This is a genomic window from Psychrobacillus antarcticus (assembly GCF_029533155.1).
Taxonomy (GTDB): Bacteria; Bacillota; Bacilli; order Bacillales_A; family Planococcaceae; genus Psychrobacillus; species Psychrobacillus antarcticus.
Window position 1 is genome coordinate 1 of the sequence record NZ_JAIZDB010000018.1, and the last position, 26,289, is coordinate 26,289.

General features: G+C 38.4%; 18 protein-coding genes, 2 pseudogenes and 1 riboswitch. Of the genes and pseudogenes, 3 read left to right on the forward strand and 17 right to left on the reverse strand.

Features of this window, described 5'->3' with window-relative positions:
- The 9 genes and pseudogenes from LDK52_RS11355 to LDK52_RS11395 all read right to left on the reverse strand — a co-directional run.
- Positions 1–188: pseudogene (locus LDK52_RS11355) on the reverse strand (tyrosine-type recombinase/integrase); the annotation flags it as partial.
- 158 nt (positions 189–346) lie between these two features.
- Positions 347–1,900, reverse strand: coding sequence for a glutamine-hydrolyzing GMP synthase (gene guaA / locus LDK52_RS11360; RefSeq protein ID WP_277586089.1), 1,554 nt, complete (start codon positions 1,898–1,900; stop codon positions 347–349).
- A gap of 139 nt (positions 1,901–2,039) precedes the next feature.
- Positions 2,040–2,141: riboswitch (purine riboswitch) on the reverse strand.
- A gap of 34 nt (positions 2,142–2,175) precedes the next feature.
- Positions 2,176–4,380: a transglutaminase domain-containing protein gene (locus tag LDK52_RS11365; protein WP_277586090.1), complete on the reverse strand. Its 2,205-nt coding sequence runs from the start codon at positions 4,378–4,380 to the stop codon at positions 2,176–2,178.
- A complete protein-coding gene (locus tag LDK52_RS11370) occupies positions 4,377–5,582 on the reverse strand; it encodes a DUF58 domain-containing protein (RefSeq protein WP_277586091.1) in 1,206 nt (401 codons plus the stop codon). Before LDK52_RS11370 ends, LDK52_RS11365 begins: the two co-directional genes overlap by 4 nt.
- On the reverse strand, positions 5,579–6,529 hold the full coding sequence (locus LDK52_RS11375; protein ID WP_277586092.1) for an AAA family ATPase: 951 nt from the start codon (positions 6,527–6,529) through the stop codon (positions 5,579–5,581). The genes LDK52_RS11370 and LDK52_RS11375 overlap by 4 nt, the downstream gene beginning before the upstream one ends.
- Before the next feature lie 158 nt (positions 6,530–6,687).
- Positions 6,688–7,515 carry an ammonia-dependent NAD(+) synthetase gene (nadE, locus tag LDK52_RS11380; protein ID WP_277586093.1) on the reverse strand — a complete coding sequence of 276 codons (828 nt, stop codon included), beginning with the start codon at positions 7,513–7,515 and terminating at the stop codon, positions 6,688–6,690.
- A complete protein-coding gene (locus LDK52_RS11385; RefSeq protein ID WP_277586094.1) occupies positions 7,515–8,999 on the reverse strand; it encodes a nicotinate phosphoribosyltransferase in 1,485 nt (494 codons plus the stop codon). Before LDK52_RS11385 ends, nadE begins: the two co-directional genes overlap by 1 nt.
- A gap of 304 nt (positions 9,000–9,303) precedes the next feature.
- Positions 9,304–11,490: an outer membrane protein assembly factor BamB family protein gene (locus LDK52_RS11390; RefSeq protein WP_277586095.1), complete on the reverse strand. Its 2,187-nt coding sequence runs from the start codon at positions 11,488–11,490 to the stop codon at positions 9,304–9,306.
- Between the two features lie 267 nt (positions 11,491–11,757).
- Complete coding sequence (locus LDK52_RS11395) at positions 11,758–13,917, reverse strand: outer membrane protein assembly factor BamB family protein (protein WP_407081815.1); 2,160 nt, start codon at positions 13,915–13,917, stop codon at positions 11,758–11,760.
- Here LDK52_RS11395 and LDK52_RS20120 point away from each other — a divergent pair.
- Positions 13,823–14,023: pseudogene (locus LDK52_RS20120) on the forward strand (hypothetical protein); the annotation flags it as partial. The gene LDK52_RS11395 and the pseudogene LDK52_RS20120 sit on opposite strands and share 95 nt — an antisense overlap.
- Before the next feature lie 138 nt (positions 14,024–14,161).
- Here LDK52_RS20120 and LDK52_RS11400 read toward each other — a convergent pair.
- Together LDK52_RS11400 and LDK52_RS11405 are read right to left on the reverse strand one after the other, a co-directional pair.
- A complete protein-coding gene (locus LDK52_RS11400; RefSeq protein WP_277586097.1) occupies positions 14,162–15,442 on the reverse strand; it encodes an aminotransferase class I/II-fold pyridoxal phosphate-dependent enzyme in 1,281 nt (426 codons plus the stop codon).
- Positions 15,443–15,533: 91 nt separating this feature from the next.
- Positions 15,534–16,292 (reverse strand): exodeoxyribonuclease III, encoded by a 759-nt coding sequence (locus LDK52_RS11405; RefSeq protein ID WP_277586098.1) that lies wholly within the window; start codon positions 16,290–16,292, stop codon positions 15,534–15,536.
- A 256-nt stretch (positions 16,293–16,548) separates the two neighbouring features.
- On the opposite strand from LDK52_RS11405, the gene LDK52_RS11410 reads away from it, so the two are divergent.
- Positions 16,549–17,388 carry a DUF1206 domain-containing protein gene (locus LDK52_RS11410; RefSeq protein WP_277586099.1) on the forward strand — a complete coding sequence of 280 codons (840 nt, stop codon included), beginning with the start codon at positions 16,549–16,551 and terminating at the stop codon, positions 17,386–17,388.
- 447 nt (positions 17,389–17,835) lie between these two features.
- On the opposite strand, the gene LDK52_RS11415 is transcribed toward LDK52_RS11410, so the two are convergent.
- The 4 genes from LDK52_RS11415 to LDK52_RS11430 form a co-directional block, all read right to left on the reverse strand.
- On the reverse strand, positions 17,836–19,191 hold the full coding sequence (locus LDK52_RS11415) for an FAD-containing oxidoreductase (protein WP_277586100.1): 1,356 nt from the start codon (positions 19,189–19,191) through the stop codon (positions 17,836–17,838).
- Between the two features lie 124 nt (positions 19,192–19,315).
- On the reverse strand, positions 19,316–20,257 hold the full coding sequence (locus LDK52_RS11420) for an ATP-grasp domain-containing protein (RefSeq protein WP_277586101.1): 942 nt from the start codon (positions 20,255–20,257) through the stop codon (positions 19,316–19,318).
- 114 nt (positions 20,258–20,371) lie between these two features.
- Entirely contained in the window at positions 20,372–21,967 is a 1,596-nt protein-coding gene (locus LDK52_RS11425; protein ID WP_277586102.1) for a catalase, read from the reverse strand.
- A 77-nt stretch (positions 21,968–22,044) separates the two neighbouring features.
- Positions 22,045–22,641: a hypothetical protein gene (locus tag LDK52_RS11430; RefSeq protein ID WP_277586103.1), complete on the reverse strand. Its 597-nt coding sequence runs from the start codon at positions 22,639–22,641 to the stop codon at positions 22,045–22,047.
- Between the two features lie 424 nt (positions 22,642–23,065).
- On the opposite strand from LDK52_RS11430, the gene tatA reads away from it, so the two are divergent.
- Positions 23,066–23,269 (forward strand): twin-arginine translocase TatA/TatE family subunit, encoded by a 204-nt coding sequence (tatA, locus tag LDK52_RS11435; RefSeq protein WP_277586104.1) that lies wholly within the window; start codon positions 23,066–23,068, stop codon positions 23,267–23,269.
- 275 nt (positions 23,270–23,544) lie between these two features.
- Here tatA and LDK52_RS11440 read toward each other — a convergent pair whose 3' ends face one another.
- Together LDK52_RS11440 and LDK52_RS11445 are read right to left on the reverse strand one after the other, a co-directional pair.
- A complete protein-coding gene (locus LDK52_RS11440; RefSeq protein ID WP_277586105.1) occupies positions 23,545–24,978 on the reverse strand; it encodes a M20 family metallopeptidase in 1,434 nt (477 codons plus the stop codon).
- Positions 24,979–26,289, reverse strand: a complete 1,311-nt coding sequence (locus LDK52_RS11445) for an amidohydrolase (RefSeq protein ID WP_277586106.1) — start codon at positions 26,287–26,289, stop codon at positions 24,979–24,981.

A 26,289-nucleotide genomic window follows, 5' to 3' on the forward strand; every position in this document is an offset into this window, starting at 1 on the left:
CATAACTGAATATATTTTTTTATATGAATTGGTTTAACTTCTTCTGCATCTTCAACGTGAAACTCACTCTTCATATAATTGTTCCACCTATTCAAACGGTAAGTGCAAAGGTAAATGTACTCTTCTTTTCTTCCTTCTATTTGCTGATTTAGTTGGAAGTCATCTATTAGTTCTAGAATTTTAGTCACAAAAAAACTCCCTTCCATTCGCAAAAATACACGAATAAAAGAGAGTTTATTTTAATAATAAATAGTAGCACGTTAGTAAGAATTACTTTAGAGTAACCTACAACAAACGTTGATTTATAGGGATTTACAAGACATATTAAGTATCTAAAATGTCAGTCCTATTCCCACTCAATAGTTGCAGGTGGTTTACTCGTAATGTCATACACTACGCGGTTAATATGAGGAACTTCATTGACTAAACGGACACTTATTTTTTCTAGAACGTCCCATGGGATACGTGCCCAGTCAGAAGTCATTCCATCAATAGATGTTACTGCACGGATACCGATTGCGTAGTCGTACGTGCGTGCATCGCCCATTACTCCAACGCTGCGGATGTCAGGAAGCACTGTAAAGTACTGCCAAATATCACGGTCAAGTCCAGCTTTTGCAATTTCTTCCCGAAGGATGAAATCAGATTCACGAACGATTTCTAATTTTTCTTCTGTAATTTCACCTAATACACGAATTCCTAGACCCGGGCCTGGGAAAGGTTGACGCCAAACGATTTTTTCGTCAATACCAAGTTCTAGTCCTAATGCGCGTACCTCATCCTTAAATAAAGTTTTTAGCGGCTCAATTAGTTTGAACTGCATATCTTCAGGAAGTCCACCAACGTTATGGTGAGATTTGATCGTTTGCGCTGTTGCCGTTCCAGACTCAATAATATCTGTGTAGAGAGTACCTTGTGCCAAGAAGTCCATCCCGTCTAACTTAGAAGCTTCTTCATCAAAAACGTAAATAAATTCGTTTCCGATAATTTTACGTTTTTTCTCTGGATCGGTAACACCAGCTAATTTATTCATAAAACGCTCACGTGCATCTATTTTAATAACGTTCATGTTAAAGCCTTCTGTGAAAGTCTTCATAACTTGTTCTACTTCACCTTTACGGTTTAAGTTATGATCTACAAACATACATGTTAACTGGTCACCAATTGCTTGATGGATTAATACCGCAACAACGGATGAATCCACTCCACCACTTAATGCACAAAGAACTTTTTTGTCCCCAACTTCTTGGCGAATGTTTTGAATCTGCATTTCAACAAAGCTTTCCATCGACCAGTCACCTTTAGCATGACAAATATTAAATACGAATTGGCGAATTAACTCAATTCCGTAAATAGAATGTCTAACTTCTGGATGGAATTGTACAGCATAGAAGTTTTTCGCTTCATTTGCCATTGCAGCCACTTCACAAGATGGACTTGTTGCAATAACTTCAAAGCCTTCAGGTGCCACTGTTACATGGTCTCCATGACTCATCCACACAACTTGATTTTCTGGAAGTTGTCCAAATAAATACGTTGCGTTTTTTACATTGATCTCCGCTTTACCGTATTCTCTATGAGAAGCTTTTTCTACTTTTCCACCGAAGTGCTGAGCCATTAACTGCATTCCGTAGCAAATACCTAAAATCGGCACTCCTAAATCGTAAATTGCTGGGTCAATATGAAATGCATTTTCATCGTAAACGGAATTCGGACCACCTGAAAAGATAATTCCTGTTGCATTCACTTTTTTCAATTCTTCCGCAGTTACTGTATGCGGTAGTAGTTCGCTATAAACGCCAAACTCACGAATACGACGCGTAATTAGTTGGTTATATTGACTTCCGAAATCTAGAACAACAATTTTTTCTTGCTCTTTTAACAATGGTGTTAAAGACATTAGCTCCACCTCTTCTTCTAAGTAATCCAACTTGTACCCCGGTCCTAATTAATGATAAAAAACGCGTTAGAAAGCATACCTCTTTCTACGCGTCTATGTTTTCTACATCAAAAAGGTGAATGCATATGTCTAAAAAAGACATGACTGCATCCACCTTCATAGTCAAGTTGTTAATGGCAACTTGGTAGAAACATCCGAACCATATTATCGGACATATACGAGGGCAACATTGGTCATTTTATTTGACTTTAGTTTACAGGTAGTTGCCCTCAAAATCAACCGCTAAGCTGATTGATTAAATTTTCCCAACTTTCTCTCAATACTTCATAATTTATACCATCGCGATTATTACCGTATAAACCTTTTTCGTATACAGCCGTTAGTTTGCGCATATGTGTTTCTCCAAAGTTGGCATCTACATATTTTGCATATGCAGATAACGTCTGTCCTTGCTCTCTTTTTATTCCATATGAATCCAATTGTTTTAATAACTGATGATACATTTTTTCAAACGTATCCCAATCATTTTTCCTCATTCGGTTAACCGGTATTAATATTTTTGATAACCACTTTCTCCGGTGCCGATACGCAAACATAGATAATAATGCCAACCCAACTATCGTCCAAAAAATAAGTGCTTTGTTATCAGAGATCCATTTAGCAATAGTGCTCATGATTTCTGTGAAGCTTTTAGAAACTTCCTTCTCCTCTTTGTCAGACGGAGTTTTTTTGGGAGTTTCCTCTGGGGTATTTTCAGGTGTTTCCAATTCATCTGCTTCTGTATCTATATCATAATTGAGATTGACGGCATTCGAAAATCCAATGGTTGGTTCGAATGTCATCCAACCGACATTTGGAAAATAAGCCTCTACCCATGAGTGCGCATTATTATTGGTTACCTCGTAAACAGGAAGTCCATTTTGGCGTTCGATCACTTCTCCTGACGCAAAGCCTTTCACCCAACGAGCAGGAATTCCTTCCGAACGCAACAACACAACCATCGAAGTCGAGAAATTATCACAATAGCCTACCTTTGTATCAAATAAAAACTGATCCACATAATCCGTGTCGCCGTCAGGAACAGCGACCATGTCCTGATTATAGCTGAAACCATTTAATCGAAAATATCGTTCAATTGCTTTTGCTTTATCATATAAACTATCACTATCTGAAGTAATAGAAGTTGCCAAATCTTTTACTCTTGTTGGCAACGTTTTAGGAAGCTGCAAATAGCGATCGAATTCACTAGGTAACCCTTCTAAGTTTGTAGGTACCGTTTCCCTAAGTGCTTTTAAGCTATAAGTCGGCTCATTGTACGTTACATTATATGCTCCAACAGGTGTTTCATCGGCCCCGTTAAATGTATTCAGCTTTTGATTTCTTTCATTCAACGATAAAGTAACCGGCTGCTCTGAGTCCACCTGCTCGATTCCATAAGGCTGCATGATAAAAGGATAAGACCGGGACATTAAAATTTTTGCCACTAATGATTCATCTTCAGTTCCAGGTGCAATATCAGATTTTATCGGTTCTCCCAACTTGTAAATCGTAATAATTGGAGATTCAGTTGGTGAATTAACCCACCCTTTTGAAGTGTACGTATCCTTCGTTTCAATCTTCCAATATTGCTTCGTTGGAGTAGTTGCGTAAAATACCGGGGTATCATCGTCGGCAAAAGCTCCTCCTAAGCGTTCATCGTTTTCCCCATATCCAACTTTTTGCATAGCTCCACCTAAGCCTCGTCCATCATCCCCATTCGAAGCATTTGGACTAGTTGACAGCAGAAAAGGCACTGGATCTGGCCAACTTGGACCTGCTTTCGGCAATGCATAGGCAATGGCACTACTAAGAACTACGATACTTAACAAACTTCCAATACATGCTACTAAAAACGCACCGGGAAGCTTTCCTTCTTGCTCATGCATTATTTTTTGAGTATATAACAAACCTAAAATGATAAAACCAGAAGTTAATACGATAACGATACTTTTCTCACCACTATATGGACTAAACGTATCTAAAATCGTTATAAATATAACCGTAAATAGAAAGAATACCATTAAGTTTTTGCGTATTCGAATCCAATAGTTTAATAAGTAAGTAGTCATCCATAGTAAGATGAAAAACAAAAATGTTCGGAAGGGATTCGTAACCTGTACCCAATCTTGTGTTAGAAGAGAAACAATATTTTCTACGAACATGCCCCAAATGAACTTAAAAGTTTCTAATGATAAGAAAGATAAATCTGTATAGATATGTACAATTACCCAACAAATATATACTACCTTAACTGGAAATGCGTACACCCATTTCAATTTTAATAGGTAAAATGCAAAGGAGATCATTAAAAACCAACCAAATAAGGCTAAGAATCCTGTATCTGTTAGGTCGATTACCGGCTTTAACCATTCCATCATTAGGATAAAAACAAATAAATAAATAAATATAGAAACGATCGTTTGCTGTGTTTTTTTAGTCATGAGCGTTTCACCTCCAAAAAGGCTTGGGCAAAGCGATCTTTTGTAATGGACTGTACTTGAAAGCCTCTACTTGCTGCATATTTGTACATGGCATTCTCATCACTGGTGTTTTTTTCAGTTTTGTTTTTTATGACAAAGCAAGTACAAACTCGGAGGTTCGTTGCATTCTTCTGTACACTATCCATCCATTCATAAGTTAACTTACTAGTCACATATAAAAGGGAGGTCGCATTAGATAGCGATTGGTCATGCAAAATCACCTGATCTATCGGTTTCTTTAAGTCATCTCTTACTTTTGTTAAATGGTATAGCACTCGTTGTAGATGTTGGTCCGTCTGAACTTCAGGTAAAAACATTCGATCCACTCCAACTGACAAAAATGCCGAGGATGCTTGGTGTCTAACGATTGCCTGCATAATGGAAGCCGTTAAATCGACCACTTCCTCAAACAAAGGGGAAGGAGTTCTATCGACCAACACGAACATTTCCTGTGATTGACGATCTTCAAATTCTTTTGTTTTTAACGTTTGTGTTCTTGCAAAGGATTTCCAGTGAATCCACGATACCCGGTCACCAGGTTGGTACGATCGAATTCCAGTCGCCATTGATGTATCTTTCACTGCCTGAATTCTAGAAGCAGCTGCTCCTTGGTCATAGCTCGTTTCAATTGGTATATAGACCATATCTGTCAAATTAGGAAATACTAAAATCGTTTTAGGATTGGCTATAAAAACTTCCTTTTTCACCCACCCAAACAAGTCGCTTACTTGAATACTCGTCCCCTCTAAAACATGCTCACCACGTGGAATATGTTCTATTTCATAGGTCCATGTAAATTCTTTTTTCATTCCCCAAAAGGTAAGCTGTTTCCAAGAAGCCTCTGTAGCAAGAGTAGAACTGACCTTCTCCTCGAGTTGAACGTACATAAGCGGAAAACGACTTTTTCTGATCACGCGAATGGTTGCTGAAAACCTACCACCACTTTGAACTTTACGCGTTTCAATTATTCGCTCCACAACGATATCGGCCAACGAATTCATATATAACAGCAGCGAGTATAAAGAAATAGGAATGATTAAATAAAACAAAAACCAACTAACAAATCCCCCTTGAAACATGGCATACACAAATGCTACTACTAGTAGAAATAGTACGCCTACTACTCCTCGAATCTTCTTCCACCGATTAAGCAATTGCGTCATTGACTTATTTTCCTCTTGATAGGGACTGGTGTTCGCTTCACAATTCGATTAAGCACTTCTTCAGAAGAAATCCCATCGTATCGTGCTTCTGGGCGTAAAATGATACGGTGTCCAAAAACAAAAGGCATCAAATACTGAATATCATCAGGAGTAACATAATTTCTACCATAAAGCATGGCAAGACCCTGTGATGCACGCATAAGTGCAATAGATGCACGAGGACTTACCCCAAGATAAATATATGTATCCTGTCTTGTACGATTTGACAGGTCAACAATATAGCTCTTCATCGTTTCATCTACTTTTACTAGCTTCACTTGTCTTTGCAGCTCGATTAATTCTTCCAGAGAAATGACAGGCATTAGTGTATCAATTGGTGATGCATGCTCTAATCTATTCAATACTTCAATTTCTTCGCTAGGATGCGGATAGCCCATCTTTAATTTTAATAAGAAGCGATCTAACTGTGCCTCTGGTAGTGGATAGGTTCCTTCATGTTCAATCGGATTTTGCGTTGCCATAACAAAAAATGGCTTCGGAATTGGCATCGTCACGCCATCGATTGTAACGGAGGCCTCTTCCATACCTTCTAGAAGCGCAGATTGCGTTTTAGGAGACGTACGATTGATTTCATCTGCAAGCACAATATTTCCCATAATAGGACCTGGTCTAAATTCAAATTCCATTTCCTTTGGATTGTAAATAGATACACCTAATACATCCGAAGGCAATAAATCCGGTGTGAATTGAATTCTTTTAAAATCTGCTCCGATTGATTTGGCAAGTGCACGAACCATCATCGTTTTACCTACACCTGGAACATCCTCTAGTAACACATGCCCTTGCGCCAATAATGCAACTACTGCGAGTTCTGCAATATTTTTTTTACCAATCATTACTTTTTCTATATTTTCAATAATTGCTGCTATCTGCGCTCGTTCTCTCATCCATTTTCCCCCTCAGATCTCTTATAAATAGACTTGCGTGAAAATTTATACAATACAGTATAAGCATAACCAAAATTTGCCTTCAGTACAAATAGAAAACAAAAAATCGAGCTGTCTTTATAATCGACAGCTCGACTTTTATTATTCTGGCTTAGGTGTTATTTCCAAAAATCATCAAAAACGGTGATTGGTAAATGACGCTTATGCATGGATCGATTATAGAAGCCTTCCATTTTTTCTTGAGCTTCCTTCGATACTTTTTTACCTTCTAAATAATCATCAATTTCTTCATATGTTACTCCAAGCGCAACTTCATCAGGTAGAGCGGGTCTATTTTCTTCCAAATCAGCCGTAGGAATTTTAGTATAAAGATGCTCAGGACATCCTAATTCCTTCAATAACTGCTTACCCTGGCGCTTGTTTAAGCGGAAGATTGGGGTAATATCTACTCCGCCATCTCCGAATTTTGTATAGAAACCAGTTACAGCTTCTGCTGCATGATCCGTTCCAAGAACAACTCCATTGTACATTGCTGCGATAGAGTATTGTGCTTTCATACGCTCTCGAGCTTTTTCATTCCCTTTAGCAAAATCTGATAGGATAATACCAGCCTCTTCTAAAGCCTTATTGCTAGCATCTACTGCTTCTTTTATATTTATCGTGACACGCTTACTCGGCTTTATAAAATCCAGTGCATCCTGCCGATCGGTTTCATCAAATTGAACACCATAAGGTAAACTTACTGCTATAAAGGAATATTTTTCCTCTCCAAGCTCTTTATTTAATTCTTCTATTGAAAGTTGTGCAAGTTTACCTACTAAGGTAGAATCCTGACCACCTGAAATACCTAGAATCATACTTGTCAAAAATGGATGTTTTTTTAAATAGTCCTTCATAAAATCAATACTAATACGTATTTCTTTTTGTACATCAATGGTCGGTTTCACTTTTAACGCTGCTATAATTTCTTGTTGTTTAGCTGACATTAGTACCTTCCTCCATTTTGATCAATAATATTATGTTCCATTTCCTTGATCTCTTGTATATTACGCATTTTGTTATTCCAACATTTTTGGCTTAAATCCACTGGGTACTCCTCTGGATTTAAAGAGCGTTTGTACTCATCCCATAATAAATCAAGGTTATCATATGCGTATTCACGAACCTTAGTTAACGCAGGAATTTCATAAATTACTTGGCCATTTTCTATCACTTTTTCATGTAAATCCCTTGCTTCAAAATTCGTCACAAATTTGGAGACAAATGTATGCACTGGATGGAACATTTTTAAACGTTCCTCATGCGTTGGATCTTCATCGTGCATCGTGATATAGTCACCTTCTGCCTTACCATTTTCTTTATCGATAATTCGATAAAGTTTTTTCTGACCAGGAGTTGTAACTTTTTCAGTAGTGGAGGAAATCTTAATCGTATCTTCCATTACCCCTGCTTCATTTTCAATCGAAACAATTTTATAAACAGCGCCAAGTGCAGGCTGATCATACGCGGTGATTAGCTTCGTTCCGATACCCCAGCTATCTACCTTGGCCCCCTGTGCTTTTAAGTTTAGAATTGTATATTCATCCAAATCATTGGAAACAATAATTTTCGCATTATGGAAACCTGCTTCATCCAACATTTTCCTTGCTTCTTTCGACAAAAATGAAATATCACCTGAATCGAGACGGATACCGATGAAGTTAATCTTGTCACCAAGCTCTTTCGCTACTTTTATAGCTGTAGGCACTCCCGTTTTCAGTGTATTATATGTATCCACTAAAAATATGCAATCTTTATGGCGCTTCGCATAGGAATGAAAAGCTGCATATTCATCTTTATACGATTGTACTAATGAATGGGCATGCGTCCCGGTAACAGGAATTCCAAACATTTTCCCTGCACGAACATTACTAGTTCCATCTATTCCGCCTATGTATGCAGCTCTAGTTCCCCAAATCGCCGCATCCATCTCTTGGGCACGTCTAGAACCAAATTCCATTGCAACTTCATCCTTTATCACCTGTTTAATACGAGAACCTTTAGTCGCTATTAGCGTTTGATAGTTGACGATATTAAGTAAGGCTGTTTCTACTAGCTGTGCTTCCGCAAGAGTAGATTCAATTCGCATAATCGGTTCATTTGGGAATACTAGCTCCCCTTCCACCATCGAATATACATTTCCAGTAAAACGAATAGTACGCAAATACGCAATAAAGTCTTCTTTGTACCCAAGCTCTTCCTGCAAATATTCTAAATCACTGTCGGTAAAGTGAAAATTCTGTAAATAATCAAGACATCTCTCTAGTCCCGCAAAAATACCGTAACCATTACCGAATGGTAGCTTGCGGAAAAATAATTCAAACACCGCTTTGCGTTCATGCATATTATCTGCCCAATAGGCTTCCATCATATTTATTTGATATAAATCAGTATGTAATGCTAAACCGTCATCCGGATAAATTTTTTTCATAAAAATCCCCTTTTTCATAACTATTGAACTAAGTATACACTATTTACCCTTTTTCTTGCCAAGTAACCCTACTCTCAAAGTGTGACTCAATCAACCTGAAAAGGCTTACTTTGAAGTGCAGTAACGACTCCGGTAATGTTGCGCATATAGCGTTGAATGTTGTACGTAATCCTTCCAATGTTGCGCATACACGGCTAGATGCTGCGGATAGTACGATGTAAGTTGCGCATACACGTCCTACGGAGGAATCCTCTATCACAAAAGAAAACCAGCCATCCGAGGATGACTGGTCAAACCTTTATTATTAATCTCCCAACGGAGAAACGATAGTTACAACGTATTCCGCTATTGCATCTATCTCTTCGGCTGTAAGTGTATCCTTAAATGATGGCATTGCACCTTTACCATTTGTAATTCGATCAAGGACGTCTTCTTTATTTTCTGCTACTTTACTATTTTGTAAGTTTGGACCATTGTGACCATTTGCGCCCTGGTCTCCATGACAAGCAATACAACTATTTTTGTATGCAGTAAGCCCAGCATCGGCACTAACTGTTTCACCTGTCTCTTTTTCAGGAACTGGAGCTTTACCTTTAACTGAAGCATCAATCACTTGTCCTTCAGGTAAAGTTCCACCTAATTTAAATGTGTATATTTTATCTCCGTGTTTACTACCTGCAAGCGCATTACCTGCAGCATAAATAGAAATATACTGTTCACCATCGATTTCATAAGTGACTGATGGCGCATTTGCACCTGCATCCATCATATATTCCCAAACTTGCTCGCCTGTTTTTGCATCGAACGCGATTAAGCGCCCATCGTTATGACCAACAAATACTAGATTTCCAGCCGTTGTTAAGATACCGCTGTATGCTTGAGAATCCCAATTTTGTTGCCACACAATTTTATTTGTTTTTACGTCCAAAGCAGTTACTGTTCCACGTTGTGGGGCATTCGATACTGGTTGCATTATACTACCAATATACATAGACCCTTCCTCATATGCTTCCTCTTCTTGCCTAGCAAAAGAAAAGTAAGTATCGTTTCCTAAAACATAGAATAGCTCCGTGTCTGGGTTATAAGCAGATGGCGGCCAGTTAGCACCACCGGCAGGTCCTGGTTTAAGTGTAATTGGTTCCTCCCAAAATGGAGTATAGATATCTCCTACTTGCCCTTCAAATTCATCCCCTAAATCACGATCAATATCTTCTTGAGTAACACCTTGTGGAACAAATGCATCCCCAATAGGAATTGGTTGTGTAGCGGCTGTTTTTTGTTCAGCTAGTTGTGGAACTGGTTTTTCTTCAATTCCTACAAGTGGAGTCCCATCAGTACGATCTAAGAAATAAACCCAACCAGTTTTACCAGCTTGTCCTAGACCTTTACGCATTTCTCCATCTTTTTCAACATCAAATAGAACAACTGGATTTGCCGGATCCATATCCCATATGTCATGATGCACTTCTTGGAAATGCCATACATAGTCCCCATTTTCGGCATTTACTGCGACTACAGAGTTGGCGTAAAGGTTATCCCCTTCACGGTTACTTCCATCTAAATCTGGAGCAGTATTTCCAGTTGCAAAGTAAATGTACCCAAGCTCTGGATCGACTGAAGGAGTGTTCCAAACAGGTCCACCCCCGGTTAACCAAGCATCATTATCAGATGGCCAAGTATCTCCATCTATATCACCTGGTCCCGGAATTGTATAAAATCTCCATATTTCTGAACCTAGGTCTGAATCATATGCCATAACACGACCACGTATCCCATATTCTCCACCCGCAACACCTGTATAAACTTTACCGTTATAGTAAAGTGGTGCACTAGTAATCGTGTAGCCTTCTTCCCATTCAGCTACTTTAGATTCCCATAAGACTTCACCTGTTTTTTGATCAAGTGCTACTAAACGAGCATCAAGTAAACCCGTATATACTTTACCATCACCGACTGCCACCCCACGAGTTGTCCATCCACAGCATACTGTATCCATTTCTTGTGGAATATCTGGTGTATAGGCCCAAATTTGTTCACCTGTTTTAGCATCAATTGCGAAAACATCGTTAGCCCCAGTATTAATATACATAATTCCGTCCACTACAAGTGGAGTGGCTTCGCCAGAATGTTTATTTTCTGCACCAGATCCTAAACTTGAAACCCAAGTTGGTTTTAAATCCCCAATATTTTCAGTAGTGATTTCGTTTAGCATGGAATAACGTCTGTTGAAGTAATCTCCACCATTCGTAGTCCATTCATTAGTCGCATATTCTACCTCTATATCTGGTCGAGATGGACTAGGTGCTTCTTTACCATCAGTTTTTGAACCATCTTTGTCATCCTCGACAACAACTTTTTCTACATCTGAAACCCCTTGGTCTGCTACTTCCTCTTCGTCTTCACTAGCTAAAAAATATAGACCAAAGATTATTACAAAAGTAATAATCGAACCAATAAAGATTTGTTTCCAGACTGAACTTTCTTTCCTCATACTAAGTACCCCCATAGTTCACATTTTAGACATAATTTACAAACCTATTATACTCCTACTAATTTACTAATGGCAATATAAATCAGATTATTTTTACAATAGTTGTTAACGATTACATTTCTGTAGGGAAATAAAAAAGTGGCTGGGACGGAAGTAGCCTCAATCAATGAAAAAAGTGAAATCGCAAAGGCAATTTCACTTTCTTCATTTTATTATAATATGGACATGGGCTTTTCCTCTTGCCTGTATTGTCCCTTCTCTTTTGATTTATTTTTTATCGTCTAGCTTAGAAACGATAGTTGCAACGTATTCTGCTATTGCATCTATCTCTTCTGCTGTAAGTGTATCCTTAAATGATGGCATTGCACCTTTACCATTTGTAATTCGGTCAAGAACGTCTTCTTTATTTTCTGCTACTTTACTATTTTGTAAGTTTGGGCCATTGTGACCATTTGCGCCTTGGTCTCCATGACAAGCAATACAACTATTTTTGTATGCAGTAAGCCCAGCATCGGCACTAACTGTTTCACCTGTCTCTTTTTCAGGAACTGGAGCTTTACCTTTAGCTGAAGCATCAATCACTTGCCCTTCAGGTAAAGTTCCTCCCAATTTAAATGTGTAAATTTTGTCGCCGTGCGTTGTTCCAGCAAGGGCATTACCTGCAGCATAGATTGAAATATACTGTTCACCATCTATTTCATAAGTGACAGATGGAGCATTTGCACCTGCATCCATCATATATTCCCAAACTTGCTCCCCTGTTTTCGCATCAAATGCGATTAAACGTCCGTCGTTATGACCAACAAATACTAGATTTCCAGCCGTAGTTAAGACTCCACTATAAGCTAGGGCATCCCAATTTTGTTGCCAAGCAATTTTATTAGTTTTTACATCAATTGCAGTAACTGTCCCTCTTGTTGGTGCATTTTGAACTGGTCCAAAAACGCTTCCAAAATAAGCGTCACCTTCCTTAAACTCACTTAATTCACTTCTTTCAAATGACATGTAGTGATCATTACCTAATACATAATAATACTCAGTATCAGGATTGTATGCGGAAGGTGGCCAGTTTGCTCCTCCAAACGGTCCGGGTTTAAGTGTTACTGGTACATCCCAAAACGGAGTAAAAATACTACCAATTTCACCTGTAAATGCAGGGTCTAAATCGTTTTTCACGTCTTCTTCCGTTACACCTTGTGGGACAAATGAATCCCCGACTGGAAACGGTTGAGTAGCAGCTGTTTTTTGACGCTCATCTTGTGGCACTGGTTTTTCTTCAATCCCAACTAATGGTGTTCCATCTGCACGATCTAGGAGATAAACCCAACCAGTTTTACCCGCTTGCCCAAGACCTTTACGCATATCTCCGTCCATTTCTACATCAAATAAAATAACTGGGCTAGTAGGATCCATATCCCAAATATCATGATGTACTTCTTGGAAATGCCATACATAATCCCCATTTTCCGCATTCACCGCAACGATAGAGTTCGCATATAGATTATCTCCCTCTCGGTTACTACCGTCTAAATCTGGAGCAGTATTTCCAGTTGCAAAGTAAATGTACCCAAGCTCTGGATCGACTGCCGGTGTGTTCCATACTGGTCCTCCACCAGTTAACCAAGCATCGTTATCAGAAGGCCAAGTATCCCCATTAATATCTCCTGGACCTGGTATTGTATAAAAACGCCACACCTCAAAGCCTAAATCAGCATCATATGCCATCACTCGGCCTCGAATTCCATACTCTCCACCAGACACCCCTGTATAGACTTTTCCATTGTAATAAAGTGGTGCACTAGTAATGGTATAACCCTCTTCCCACTCTGCTACCACTGTTTCCCATAGTAATTCACCAGTTTTTTGGTCAAGTGCGATTAAGCGAGCATCAAGTAATCCCACGTATACTCTACCATCACCAACGGCAACACCTCGTGTTGTCCATCCGCAACATACTGTATCCATCTCTTGTGGAATATCTGGTTTATATGCCCAGATTTGTTCCCCTGTTTTTGCGTCTATTGCAAATACGTCATTTGCTCCCGTTGCAATATACATGACACCATCCACTACTAGTGGAGTTGCTTCACCTGAGTATTTACCTTCTGCTCCGGATCCTCCTAAGCTACTAACCCAAGTAGGTTTTAGATCTCCAATATTTTCTGTAGTAACTTGGTTTAGCATGGAATAACGTCTGTTGTAGTAATCTCCACCATGTGTTGTCCATTCTGTTGAAGCATACTTTACTTTTTCATCTGGATTAGATGGACTAGGTACAACTTTGGTTTCTTTTTCTGGTTCTTCTTTCTCTGGTTCTTCTTTCTCCGGTTCTTCTTTCTCTGGTTCTTCTTTCTCTGTTTCTTCTTTCTCTGCTACTTCTTTTACTATTATGCTTGCATATGGAACTTCTTCGTTCCCTCCACCCAAGTTTTCAAAACTTACTACTAGATATATCATAAACAAAGCTACAAGTGTAATTAATGTACCTATAAATATTAGTGCGGATACCGATAACCCTTTAATTTTCATCTGACTCTCCTTCCAATCTATTAATAAATCCTAGTTAAATAGTTTATGTTTCAAATTTTGAAGAAATGCCGTCCCTTTTATATTCTGAGACAAAAAAAACTGCTCAAGAGTTTAGGCTCTTGAACAGTTTGCTTATCAAATCTTATTTAGTTAAATCCTTGCAGCCTTCATAAATCAGATCAAATAACGCTTGAATGTCGTTTTCTTCTACACTGGAGAACGCTACACGGATGTCTGTTTTATTGCTTGCGATTACACCTACACCATATTGATCGAGTAAATGCAGTCGTAACGTTTCAGCATCGATGGTATTTAACTTCAAGCACATGAAGTATCCTGAGTTAAATGGATAATAAGTCCAATGCTGTGCGAATTTTTCATCCGCAAGGACTTGCTTCGTTTTTACAGCTCGACCAAGCATGATTTGGAATTTCTCTTCTTTTTCTTGTAAAAACTCTTCGGATTGAAGTGACTCCAAAATAATCGTTTGAGAAATATGAGATCCACTGGAAACAGTTCCACGAATAATACCCTTCGTTTTTTGCTCTAAAGCATCTAATGTCTCGGGAGCCGCTGCATACGTGATGAACCCAACGCGTAAACCCCAAACATAATTTTCTTTCGTGGCACCATCAATTTTTACTGGCAGGATATTTACATGGCTATCAGCTAATAAACCGAACAAAGATTCTTTAATAGAATCCTCATAAAATAATCCGAAATATGCATCATCTAGTAAAACAACTAATTTCAAGCCACCTTCAGCAGCATCCTTCAACACCTGAACGGTTGCTTCTGCTTCTTCTACAGAAGGGGTAAAACCGGTAGGATTGTTAGGGAAGTTTAACAAAACAATCGCTTTTTCCGTTTGCTTCGCAAGTGTTTCACGGAAAGCATCTACATGGAAACCACCAGCTTCATTGAATAAAGGGAACGTTTCGACACGGCCGCCTCTTCTTATTTGGAATACCGTATTATAATTACCCCAGTATTGCTGTGGTGTTACTAACACATCTCCAGCATCCATAAACAAATCTGCTGCGATACTTAAGCCATGTGTTAGTGCACTAGTTACAATCGGTCTACCAATCGATTTGCCTTTCATCGATGGGTTCTCTACCAATAGCTTATCTTTCCATAACGAACGTAAAGCCTCTTTACCTTGAGGAGCTGCATATGGATATATATCACTTGGTTTATAATCTAATTTCTTTTGAATATGACGGAAATGCATCGGTTCGCCATTCTCCGTTGCAATACCTATTGTAGCATTAAATCGATGTGCTTTTTTTCCTGCTTCCGCACTTTGACTTAAAATTCCTTTTGGATAGTACAAATTTTTACCTAAATCCGATAACATATCGTAAATTGCAGGATTTTCTTTTTGTATTTTCTCGTTTAATTGCGTTGCTAAAGCATTCATCTATTAGTACCTCCATAATATTTGATTTAAAAGTATTGTACTCTATTTAACTAAAGTATTATACCCTTTGAAGAAATATATTGTTCTACCCTCATCCCTGCTTCAACTCTAAAATGATAGGGCAATGATCACTTCCAAGTACAAGAGAATCGATAGAAGCATCCTTTAATAAAGCCGCAAGTTTTTCTGACGCAATAAAATAATCAATTCTCCAGCCAATATTACGCTCTCTTACCGTATTCATATAGGACCACCAACTATAGGCACCTTCTGTATCCGGATAAAAATAACGAAATGTATCTACAAATCCTTCTGCAAGTAAATCTGTCATTTTGCCACGTTCTTGTTCTGTAAACCCTGAGTTACCTCTATTAGATTTAGCGTTTTTCAAATCTAATTCGCCATGAGCCACGTTTAAATCCCCACACATAATTACAGGCTTTATAGCATTAAGTGTTATTAAGTAAGTACGCATTTCATCTTCCCATTCCAGTCGATATGGAAGTCTTGTTAGATCTCGTTTAGCATTCGGAGTGTATACATTCACCAAGTAAAATTGATCATACTCCAGCGTAATAATTCTACCTTCGTCATCTGAAACGTTATCACCAACACCATATTTAACAGAAATCGGTTTTATCTTCGTAAAAATTGCAGTACCAGAATAGCCCTTTTTCAAGGCATAATTCCAATACTGTTCATAGCCGTCTAGGGGTAGCTCAATTTGGCCAGCTTGCAGCTTTGTTTCTTGCAAACAAAAAATATCAGCGTTTACTTCATTAAAATATTCGAGAAATCCTTTTTTCACGCAGGCTCTTATGCCATTCACATTCCATGAAACCAACTTCATTTTATATCCTCCAAGATAGAAACTTATGTAACTAGTTTTATGTTAATTATAACAAAGTGTTATCTCTTTTAAAAACAATGAGTAGGCAAGCAATGGGAACTTTTATAACTCCAGAGTTATGCTGATTAATATATCAATCCTCTTTTGGTTAAGAATTCTGTCAATCTAGCATATATTGGTTGCTAGATTGGGTTTCTATTTAGTGAGAAAAAGGGTACTTTATAAATAAGAGAATAGTAGAGGAAGTGTCGAATATATGGATGTATCATTAAAATCATCCGGGCCAAAACATAAAATGAGAGAAGCGAAACCTTGGGTACGACGCTTTGGTCGCTTCGGTTATATGACTATAGGTATTGTGTATGGAATGATCGGCATTCTCGCAGCTTTAGCTGCATTTGGACCCCGAGGAGAGATGACCGGAACGTCTGGTGTACTACAATCAATCTCTGAAATACCATTCGGGGAAATTGCTTTATGGATTATTGGAATAGGTTTATTCGGTTATATCCTCTGGGTTTTTATATTAGCAATTAAAGATCCTAATAATATAGGAACTGATGTACAAGGTCTAATAAAAAGAACGAGTTACTTCATTAGTGGAGTCATTTATGCAAATTTATCATATGGAGCTATAAAACTGGCGAGCCATACGGGAAATGCTGGTAATAGTGAATCAGAGAAAAACGTTTCCATTAAGTTACTGGAACAACCATTTGGTATATGGTTAGTTGGAATAGTTGGTGCAATAATTATTGGATGTGGTGCTTTCGAACTTTATAGTGGTATTAAAGAGAAATTCATGTCTGAATTCAAAACCTATGAAATGAATGGTATGGAACGAAATGTTGCTAGAATAACAGGGAAAATTGGTCTTATTTCAAGAGGGACTGTTATAAGTATGATCGGATTTTTCTTTATTCGCACAGCATATACTAATAATTCCGAAGAATCTAAAGGGTTTGGGGGTGCTTTGACAGAGTTAGCAAACCAGCCCTTCGGAAAGTTTTTGCTAGCTATAGTAGCAATTGGACTAATTTTATATGGTGTCTATCAGATTATCCGCGGACGCTATCAACGTATGAATTTGGGTTAGAATAAATCTACTACTAAAAAACGTTAAACATTTCGATATTAGTATGAACCCCACAAAATATAATCGAAGCAAGCTATCCATAAAAAATGACTATCCAATCGATTTACGATCAGATAGTCATTTTAATATGGATAAATCACTCTTTTATTTTTTAGACATCTTCAATAACACAAATATTGCGATAGCCAGTGCAAATAACCCAAACAAAATAACCAATGAGATAGCTCCAAATGCAAATAAGCTCATATGTATACCCCCTTAGTTGCTTCTATTCCTCTATTATATTTCTTTATTGGAATTACACAAGGAGGCCACATGTTAATGGACAAAAGGTACGAGCACCAGGAGTGTATGCTGAACGCCCGACAGTTTGCCCTATCCGCCCGCAATCGATTATGCGCCCACTCTTCCCTTTATACGACCGTTTCACTTTGTCATCGTCCTATATCATTCCTTAAATAAATCATTCAAGGATTCACTCATCGTTGGATGGGTAAATATGTTGTCACGTAGAAATGTGGAGGGTAACCTAGCCTCTATTGCCACTTTTACTATATTAATCATTTCACTGGAGTCAGCACAAAAAAGTGTGCAACCTAATATTTCATTCGTTTGTGGGTCAATTAATGCCTTTAACAAGCCATCTGTTTTCTCCAATATTCGAGCTCTTGGAATTCCAGCTGCTGGCATGGATAATACCTTATATTCAATTCCTTTTTCCTTTGCCATTTTTTCATTGAGCCCGACATGAGACAATATAGGGTCGATGAAAACAGAGTATGGAATGTTAGTCCTTTCTTTTTTTGTATAGGAGCCATCTCCAAAAAGCTGATCCTTTACAATACGAAAGTCATCTAATGAGATATATGTAAACTGTGGACCTCCATTGACGTCACCTAATGCCCAAATATTTTTCGCTTTCGTTTTTAATGCGTCATCCACTACAACAGCTCCACGATCATTCACTTCTACGGAAGTATTTTCTAATCCTAGGTTTTCTGTGTTTGGCACTCTCCCTGTCGCAAGAAGGGTAGCATTGCCATATTCTTCACGAAGCGAATCTCCCTCTTTGTAAGTGACAAGAACTCCTCCGTCTTGATTTTTTACGGATTCTACTTTACTATTTTGTACAATTTTCATACTTTTTGCTTCTAATACTTTTTTCACTTCTGCCGCAATATCCCTGTCTTCATTCGGTAGGAACTCTTCATTGCCATCTATGACTGTCACTTCTGATCCAAAATTTGCGTACATGGAAGCAAACTCTAATCCGATATACCCACCACCAATAATAATTAGTTTTTCAGGAAGCTGCTCCAACTCTTGTAAAGTTGTGGAATTATAAACGAAATTAGTATTTTCCAAGCCGTCGATTGGTGGCACAATTGGTGTGGCACCAGTGTTAATGAAAATCTGTTCGGCTGTAACTTCAAATTGCTCCTCTGAAGTTTTCACTTCTATTTTTTCATCACTTAAGAAAGTTGCTTCCCCTGTAATTACCGTTATATTATTCTGGTCATCCAGCATATGAAAGTTTTTATTTCGCAATAAAGAAGTTAGCTCATCTTTTTGATGAACAGCATTTGTATAAAACTCCTTTCTAGCTATGTTGGAATATTTTCTGTTGTCCGCAGAATGAACTAGCGATTTTGTTGGGATGCACGCAATGTTTATACATGTTCCCCCATACATTTCAGAAGACTTCTCGATCACGGCAACCTTTTTACCATTTTTTGCGAGCTCAGAAGCTAACGTTTTTCCACCTTTGCCAAAGCCAATAATAACTGCATCAAATTTATTCATTATAAAACCTCCTAACCTAATCTATTTCCTTTTTCGATACTATGTAAACTCAACGAATTCATTGATAAACAAATATAGGACTGTCCTTTTGGTTAGACAACAACCAAAAAGACAGTCCATGCTATTAAACGTTTATTTTAGAATTTTCTAAAGTAGTACCTAAAACCTTCGCAAGCTCAAGCATGCCGTATTTCTCTACTTTAGCTTCCGCATCTGCATTGTAGTTCGTATTTGTGTTCACATCATACGTATATACTTCTCCATTTGCATCGCTAATAAATTCAATACCTGCAACATCAATTTTACTTGCTTTCAAAAACGCTTCATAGCGCTCAATCCAAGATGCGCTTATATCTTCCTTAATCTCAAATTTCATTGCAGGTTCTTCACCTACTGGACAGAAAGCATCTCCAATTTGGCAAGAATCTGCAGGACATAATTCAAAACCTTCCGACGTATCTACTCGAACAGCGTAAATATATTTTCCACCAACAAACTCCGCTCTCGTAATATAGGACTCTGGTGATTGGATATATTCTTGGATAAGGGTTATTCCATCTACAGGTTCTTCAAAGGCCGGCCCATTCACATAAGCTTCCAATGCTACTACCGTTTGAAATAATTGTACACCTAGTCCCTTACCAGCACGATTATGCTTCGTGATAAATGGCGTTTTCTCAAGTTTTTGAGCAGCTAATATAATTTGTTCACTGCCAACAGCCGCAATAGTTTTTGGTGTTCTAATCCCGCTTGCTTCAAGCGCTGTATATTGATTGATCTTACTTAGCTCTAAACTTAAAGCTTTTGTTCCATTAAATACTGTTCTTCCATGAAGCTCTAACCAAGACAGTACTCCACCAGCTAACTCTGGTGCGTATCTATGCCCTCTAGTATGAGAAGATGCACTCATTCGGTTATAAAAAACACCTCTCGGGGGAGCTGTTGTTAAATCCACAATTCCTTGATCTAGATGCCACGACTCATAGGGAAGATTCAATTCTTCTAATCGTTTTGTTAAATGTACTGTCCACTCATCATTTTCATGGATTATATATATTTTAGACAAATCATCCGCTCCTCTGCTTACTATTCCTATTAAACTACTATGTATTATTATATACTAGCAAAGTTTGAGACCACAATTTAAAACCCTGCTCCAGGTTGGGCAGGGTGATTGCTATTAATATGGATCTGCTTCATTACTTTTATTGATTGCTTGTTCTGGTGCTTTATCTCCGTCTTTATTTCCCAATGGTTTTTGAGAAGAGCCGTTATTTTTAGCGTGAGCAAGTCCTTCTCTTAAATGTCGACCATAGTCTTCATCTGCTTCCTCTGCTAGGGCAATCATCTTTTCCTGAATCCGTGGATCACAGGCGGAGAGGTCATTGACAAGATTAGCGATGAGCTCTGTTTTTTCCCATTGTTCAAATTGGCGGTAGGTTTCTCCTGCTTGCTTTGTATTATTTTGGCGATCGATGGACTCGCGAACTAAGTTTCCTTTGATCATTGGCGTGTACTCTTTACCTAACTGTGTTGCTTCCTTTAAGCCATCTAATATAGAAGGTTCATAGTTGATATGTGGATTTTGGAAAGGGCCTCTATCTAGACGGTATGCCATTTGCCCACCGCTTTGATTGGTTGCGACACGTTTTTTTGGCGCATTGATCGGAAGCTGTAAATAGTTCGCTCCAACACGATGTCTTTGCGTATCGGAGTACGAAAATGTCCGACCTTGTAGCATTTTATCGTCTGAAAAGTCCAACCCATCTACTAACACACCCGTACCAAATGCCACCTGCTCTACTTCCGTAAAATAGTCCTCAGGGTTTCGATCTAACACCATTTTTCCAACGGCCTTCCAGGGGAATAAATCCTCTGGCCATAACTTTGTATCATCTAACGGATCAAAATTTAGCTCTGGATGATCATCATCACTCATCGTTTGCACTAGTAACTCCCATTCAGGGAAGTCGCCTTTTTCAATTGCGTCATATAAATCCTGCGTTGCATGATTAAAGTTTTTCCCCTGGATTTCCTCTGCTTCCTTTTGAGTTAAATTACGAATACCTTGCTTCGGCTCCCAGTGATATTTTACGAGTACTGCTTTTCCTTCTTTGTTTACCCATTTATACGTATTCACACCAGATCCTTGCATCATCCGATAATTTGCAGGTATCCCCCATGGCGAATAGACGAATGTCACCATATGGAATGACTCAGGAGAGCTCGCACAGAAATCAAAGAAACGCTCAGAATCCTGAATATTCGTGACAGGATCCGGCTTAAACGCATGAATCATATCCGGGAACTTTATCGCATCACGAATAAAGAATATTTTCAAATTGTTTCCTACTAAATCCCAGTTTCCATCCTCTGTATAAAATTTAACGGCAAATCCACGAGGATCACGCAATGTTTCTGGAGAATGTCCTCCATGAATAACGGAAGAAAATCGAACAAATACTGGAGTTTTCTTCCCCTTTTCCTGAAACAATTTAGCTCGAGTATATTTAGAGATTGCCTCGTCTCCAGCAGCACCGTATGCTTCAAAATAACCGTGAGCTCCGGCACCTCTTGCATGTACTACTCGCTCAGGTATTCGTTCTCTGTCAAAGTGACTTATTTTTTCAATGAAGTCATAGTTTTCTAAAGTTGCAGGTCCTCTATTTCCGACCGTCCTCATATGCTGATTATTCGTTACAGGATGCCCCTGCCTATTCGTGAGTGTCTCCTCATTTTCCACATTGGAATCGTAGTTTGGTTGTTCTTCTTTCACTCTTCATCCTCCTTAGCACAAGATAGAATTTGCATTCCTCTCTATACTGTCCAGAACAGAGAGTAAATATTCCAGTATTACATAAAGTTAGCTATTGAAAATACATTCTTTCTCCAATCAGATATATGAATGGGTTGCTCTATTTCCCTTCTACTACTTACATATGTTTGTAAGTTTCCTTTGTATTTTAAGGTTAATGCAGAAAGTTGTTCAAAATGATGCGGTTGCACCAAAGGGGGTGCAACCTGTAGTTGCGAAGATGGACATTCTTTCATAATCGTTGCGACAAATTGAGAACAAAAGAATGCATTCTCACGCTCTATTTCAATATTTATTGCAACCAACACCAAACCTATTAAATTATATTTATATAGTTGTTTTTGCTGTTCCATTTGGCTAATTTTACTTTTCATCCGCATATATTCGGAATCAGTCACCTCGCACGCATAAATGGCACAGGTTGCTCTTTGGAACAGTCCTTCCATAGGATTTTCCTTAATGAGACCTGCATTGAATGGATTATGAATACTTTTCCGTCCGAAGCTATACATCTCATTTAACTCCTCATCAAAAGCAATGGAGGCATGGTTTAACTCTTTTTTTGTATACATGCCAATGGCCTTCGATAATAATGTACCTGTATTACTAAGAATGATGTAAATCCTTTTGCCCATTTTTCCACCTCGTTCATAAGAGACATGTTTGCCTCGAATCTATTATTCTAATCATCCTCTTTCCGGTGATTATTACATACGTACTTAAGGTGGAAAATGACTAAGACCTAAGGCGTAGATGACTGATATAATGCATTCTTAATTTGTAGGTGGGAAAACTATGCAGTCAATAATTACATAGAAATGTGGGATTTAGAGAAATTATTCGTTTGTGAGCTTCGGCATTCCCTCACTTCGGTCCTATGAATACGAATCCAACTCCAACTAACTGCTGGTGGGCTGAAGGCATAATTGAATACTTGGAAAATGGCGGCGGTCCACTTGTTTCTAAATAACTAGCTACAAGGTCAGAACCTTCATTTTTCATTTTACTGCGGAATGTGTTATATTTAAATCGATTCTACATATAGAAGGAGGAGATTCCATGCCAAACATAGGAGTACCCGGTTTAATACTTGTATTAATTATTGCCTTGATTATCTTTGGTCCATCTAAATTACCTCAGCTAGGCAAAGCAGTTGGACAAACGTTAAAAGAATTCAAAACCTCGACTCGAGATATTATAAATGATGAAGAAAAAGATGAAAATAAAGTCGAAGCATCTGAAGTAGATCTAGACAAGAAATAAATGATATTTTGGTTGGTCCTGACTTCAGTCACGACCAACCTTTTTTATAGGGAAAAATCAATTAAAGTCCATTAAATTGAACCAAACTATTTTAGTTCGTCCATATTCCTATATCTATATAAAGGAGTACTAGTATGCGCAACCTTCTACCCTTATTGCTAGGTAGTTACATTTATTTAGGTCCCTAATATTTTATAACGAAAAACGACCTATCCTCAAGTAACTCCAGGATAGGTTATTTTTTCGTATTTGCATGAAATAATTCTAATCTTCTATTACATACTTGGCTTAAGGTCTGCTGGTAATGGGTTCCGATAATTATTTTTTGTTAATAAAGCTAGTTCTTCCTTCGCTTTTTCTATTATAGTAGGCTGCTCAAAAATTCCTACTGCACTAGCAGCAAGGACTTTTCCGGCAGACAAAAGCCCCTTATGAGCCAGTGATGTTTTCCCTTGTGAGACTAATTGCCATGTATGAAGTGGTGTTCCGGCTACAAAACATGTTGTAAAAAACTGAGCTGTCGGTACTATCCAACTTACATCCCCTACATCTGTAGATCCTTGCATTACCTCACGACCTTTAGCGTAAGGGATAACTTCCCCGAAAAACGGATTATCTTCTCTATAAAATTGGTCTGTTAATTGATAGTTAGATAGTTTTTCTGCATCTAATATTGCCGAATTTACTTCTTCAGCTGTTATGGTTTTGGCCATTTTTTTTGCATACGCTAATTCTTTTTCATCATAATCTGGCAACCCGTAATGTTGTAGTTTTTCATTCACTAAAACATTTAATGTGTGATTTGGTATGTAATTAGAGCAAGCCTTATCAAAGCGGACAGTGACTTTCGTTTCTGTCATTAAAGCTGCTCCATTAGCAATTTTGATGACACGTTGATAGATTTCCTCTACATCTTTGATATGTGGTGCACGTATTAGATACAGCACTTCTGCGTCTGACTGTACAACATTTGGAGAAGTCCCTCCAGAATTAGTAACAGCATAGTGAACTTTTGCTTCTGAGATAATATGCTCTCGCAAATAATTAACACCAACATTCATCAACTCGACTGCATCAAGTGCACTTCGTCCTAGATGAGGAGAATTCGCAGCATGAGATGCCTTTCCCTCGAATGCAAAATATACTTGATAGTTTGCAAGGGATGAGAATGAAAAAATACCTGTATATGAATTTGGATGCCAAGTAAGTGCAGCATCAATGTCTTTAAAAACACCGTCGCGAACCATATAGGTTTTTCCAGATCCACCTTCTTCACCCGGACAGCCAAAGTATTTAATAGAACCCGTAATTTTCTTTTGCTGAATGAGTTCCTTTAAAGCAAGAACAGCAGCAACTCCAGCCGTTCCTAGTAAATTATGGCCACATCCATGTCCATTTCCATTTTCTTGTAATGGCTCTCGAATTTCAGAAGCTTCTTTTTGGCTAAGCCCGGAAAGTGCATCAAACTCCCCAAGTATTCCGATAACTGGTTTTTCTTGTCCAAATGAAGCTGTAAAGGCAGTCTCAATACCGCCCACTCCTCGTTCTACTAAAAAACCCTTCTGTTCTAGAAAATCGCTTAATATCTTGGATGATTGGAATTCCTTAAATCGCGTTTCCGGTGTTTCCCAAATTTTATCACTTAGTTCAATAATTTCTTTACTATATCCATCTATTAATGTAGCGATTAAATCTGATATATTATCCATTTAGATCTCTCTACTTTCTTCTTTATAGATTTCTTCGATTGTGCCTAGCCATGTGTCCACAATGATTGAAAAAACAGCCTCGTCGATATCAAATTTTTCATGATGATGTCCTGCAGCTAAAGTTGTGCCAAAAATAGCATATGTTGCAAGTCCTCCTTGCTGTTGTACATGACTCATCATATAAGTGGCATCCTCTGATCCAGCTGCAAACTTGCTACGTGGGATAACTTCCTCGACCCCGTTAGCTATCTTAGCTGAATGAGCAACCATTTCTATTAATTTTTCAGAAGATGTTGCAGTTTTAGCTGCCCCCACTATTTTGTATGAAAGTTCCGTCCCATACATTAGGGCTGCTCCCTCTAATACAGAAATAGCTTGCTGATGAACATACGAATGCACCTCGCTATTTTCACCACGCGTTTCAAGCTGTAAGAAAGCGTGTGCTGGCACAATATTACGACCGTCTCCCGCTTTGCAAGTACCCACATTTATGCGTGATGTGCCTGCACTATGACGTGGAATAGCGTGGAGACTAAGAATGGCAGAAGCAGCAGCAAGTAAAGCATTTCTTCCCTTTTCAGGCTCCGCCCCCGCATGTGCCGCTATTCCTTTAAATGTTGCATCTATTTTAGTTGTTGCTAAAAATCCATCCGTTCCTGCAACAACAGTTCCCAATGGGGCACCTGTTCCTACATGCATGCCCAAAAAGTAATCCACATCGTCTACTACTCCAGCTTCAACCATTGATTTCGCACCGCGTACACCTTCTTCAGCTGGCTGAAAAATGATTTTAATAGTTCCCTCAATTTGGTCCAAATTATTTGCCAATATTGTCGCTAAACCTAAACCAACGGCACTATGAGCATCATGTCCACAAGCATGCATTACTCCCTCATTTTCTGATCGAAACCCAATTTCTTGCGGAAAATGTGAAGACTCGAGTGTTTCTAAAATATCTAAAGCGTCCATATCAAAACGGAAAGCTATAGTTGGACCTTTCCTCTTCCCATTAATTGTGCCAACCACACCTGTATATCCTCCAACCATTTTTTCCATATATGCTTTGTATCCACCATTACCTTTTGCTTTTTCATAGCAAGCCGCTATTCGCTCTTCTGAGGGAACTCCCATTCTCTCCTCAGATACAACATCTTTTCCGACTTGGACCTCAAAACCTAATTGATCTAATTCATGAGCAATAATAGAGGCTGTGCGAAACTCCGTCCAACCAACTTCAGGAAAACGATGAAAATCTCTTCTCCAGGTAATCATTTGTTCCAATGAATTAGAAGCAATCGTAAATTTACCCAT

Bases quoted from the DNA above. Each gene is read 5' to 3' on its own strand.
- guaA (WP_277586089.1), bottom strand. From the start codon at position 1,900: ATGTCTTTAACACCATTGTTAAAAGAGCAAGAAAAAATTGTTGTTCTA.
- LDK52_RS11365 (WP_277586090.1), bottom strand. From the start codon at position 4,380: ATGACTAAAAAAACACAGCAAACGATCGTTTCTATATTTATTTATTTA.
- LDK52_RS11370 (WP_277586091.1), bottom strand. From the start codon at position 5,582: ATGACGCAATTGCTTAATCGGTGGAAGAAGATTCGAGGAGTAGTAGGC.
- LDK52_RS11375 (WP_277586092.1), bottom strand. From the start codon at position 6,529: ATGAGAGAACGAGCGCAGATAGCAGCAATTATTGAAAATATAGAAAAA.
- nadE (WP_277586093.1), bottom strand. From the start codon at position 7,515: ATGTCAGCTAAACAACAAGAAATTATAGCAGCGTTAAAAGTGAAACCG.
- LDK52_RS11385 (WP_277586094.1), bottom strand. From the start codon at position 8,999: ATGAAAAAAATTTATCCGGATGACGGTTTAGCATTACATACTGATTTA.
- LDK52_RS11390 (WP_277586095.1), bottom strand. From the start codon at position 11,490: ATGAGGAAAGAAAGTTCAGTCTGGAAACAAATCTTTATTGGTTCGATT.
- LDK52_RS11400 (WP_277586097.1), bottom strand. From the start codon at position 15,442: ATGAATGCTTTAGCAACGCAATTAAACGAGAAAATACAAAAAGAAAAT.
- LDK52_RS11405 (WP_277586098.1), bottom strand. From the start codon at position 16,292: ATGAAGTTGGTTTCATGGAATGTGAATGGCATAAGAGCCTGCGTGAAA.
- LDK52_RS11410 (WP_277586099.1), top strand. From the start codon at position 16,549: ATGGATGTATCATTAAAATCATCCGGGCCAAAACATAAAATGAGAGAA.
- LDK52_RS11415 (WP_277586100.1), bottom strand. From the start codon at position 19,191: ATGAATAAATTTGATGCAGTTATTATTGGCTTTGGCAAAGGTGGAAAA.
- LDK52_RS11430 (WP_277586103.1), bottom strand. From the start codon at position 22,641: ATGGGCAAAAGGATTTACATCATTCTTAGTAATACAGGTACATTATTA.
- tatA (WP_277586104.1), top strand. From the start codon at position 23,066: ATGCCAAACATAGGAGTACCCGGTTTAATACTTGTATTAATTATTGCC.
- LDK52_RS11440 (WP_277586105.1), bottom strand. From the start codon at position 24,978: ATGGATAATATATCAGATTTAATCGCTACATTAATAGATGGATATAGT.
- LDK52_RS11445 (WP_277586106.1), bottom strand. From the start codon at position 26,289: ATGGGTAAATTTACGATTGCTTCTAATTCATTGGAACAAATGATTACC.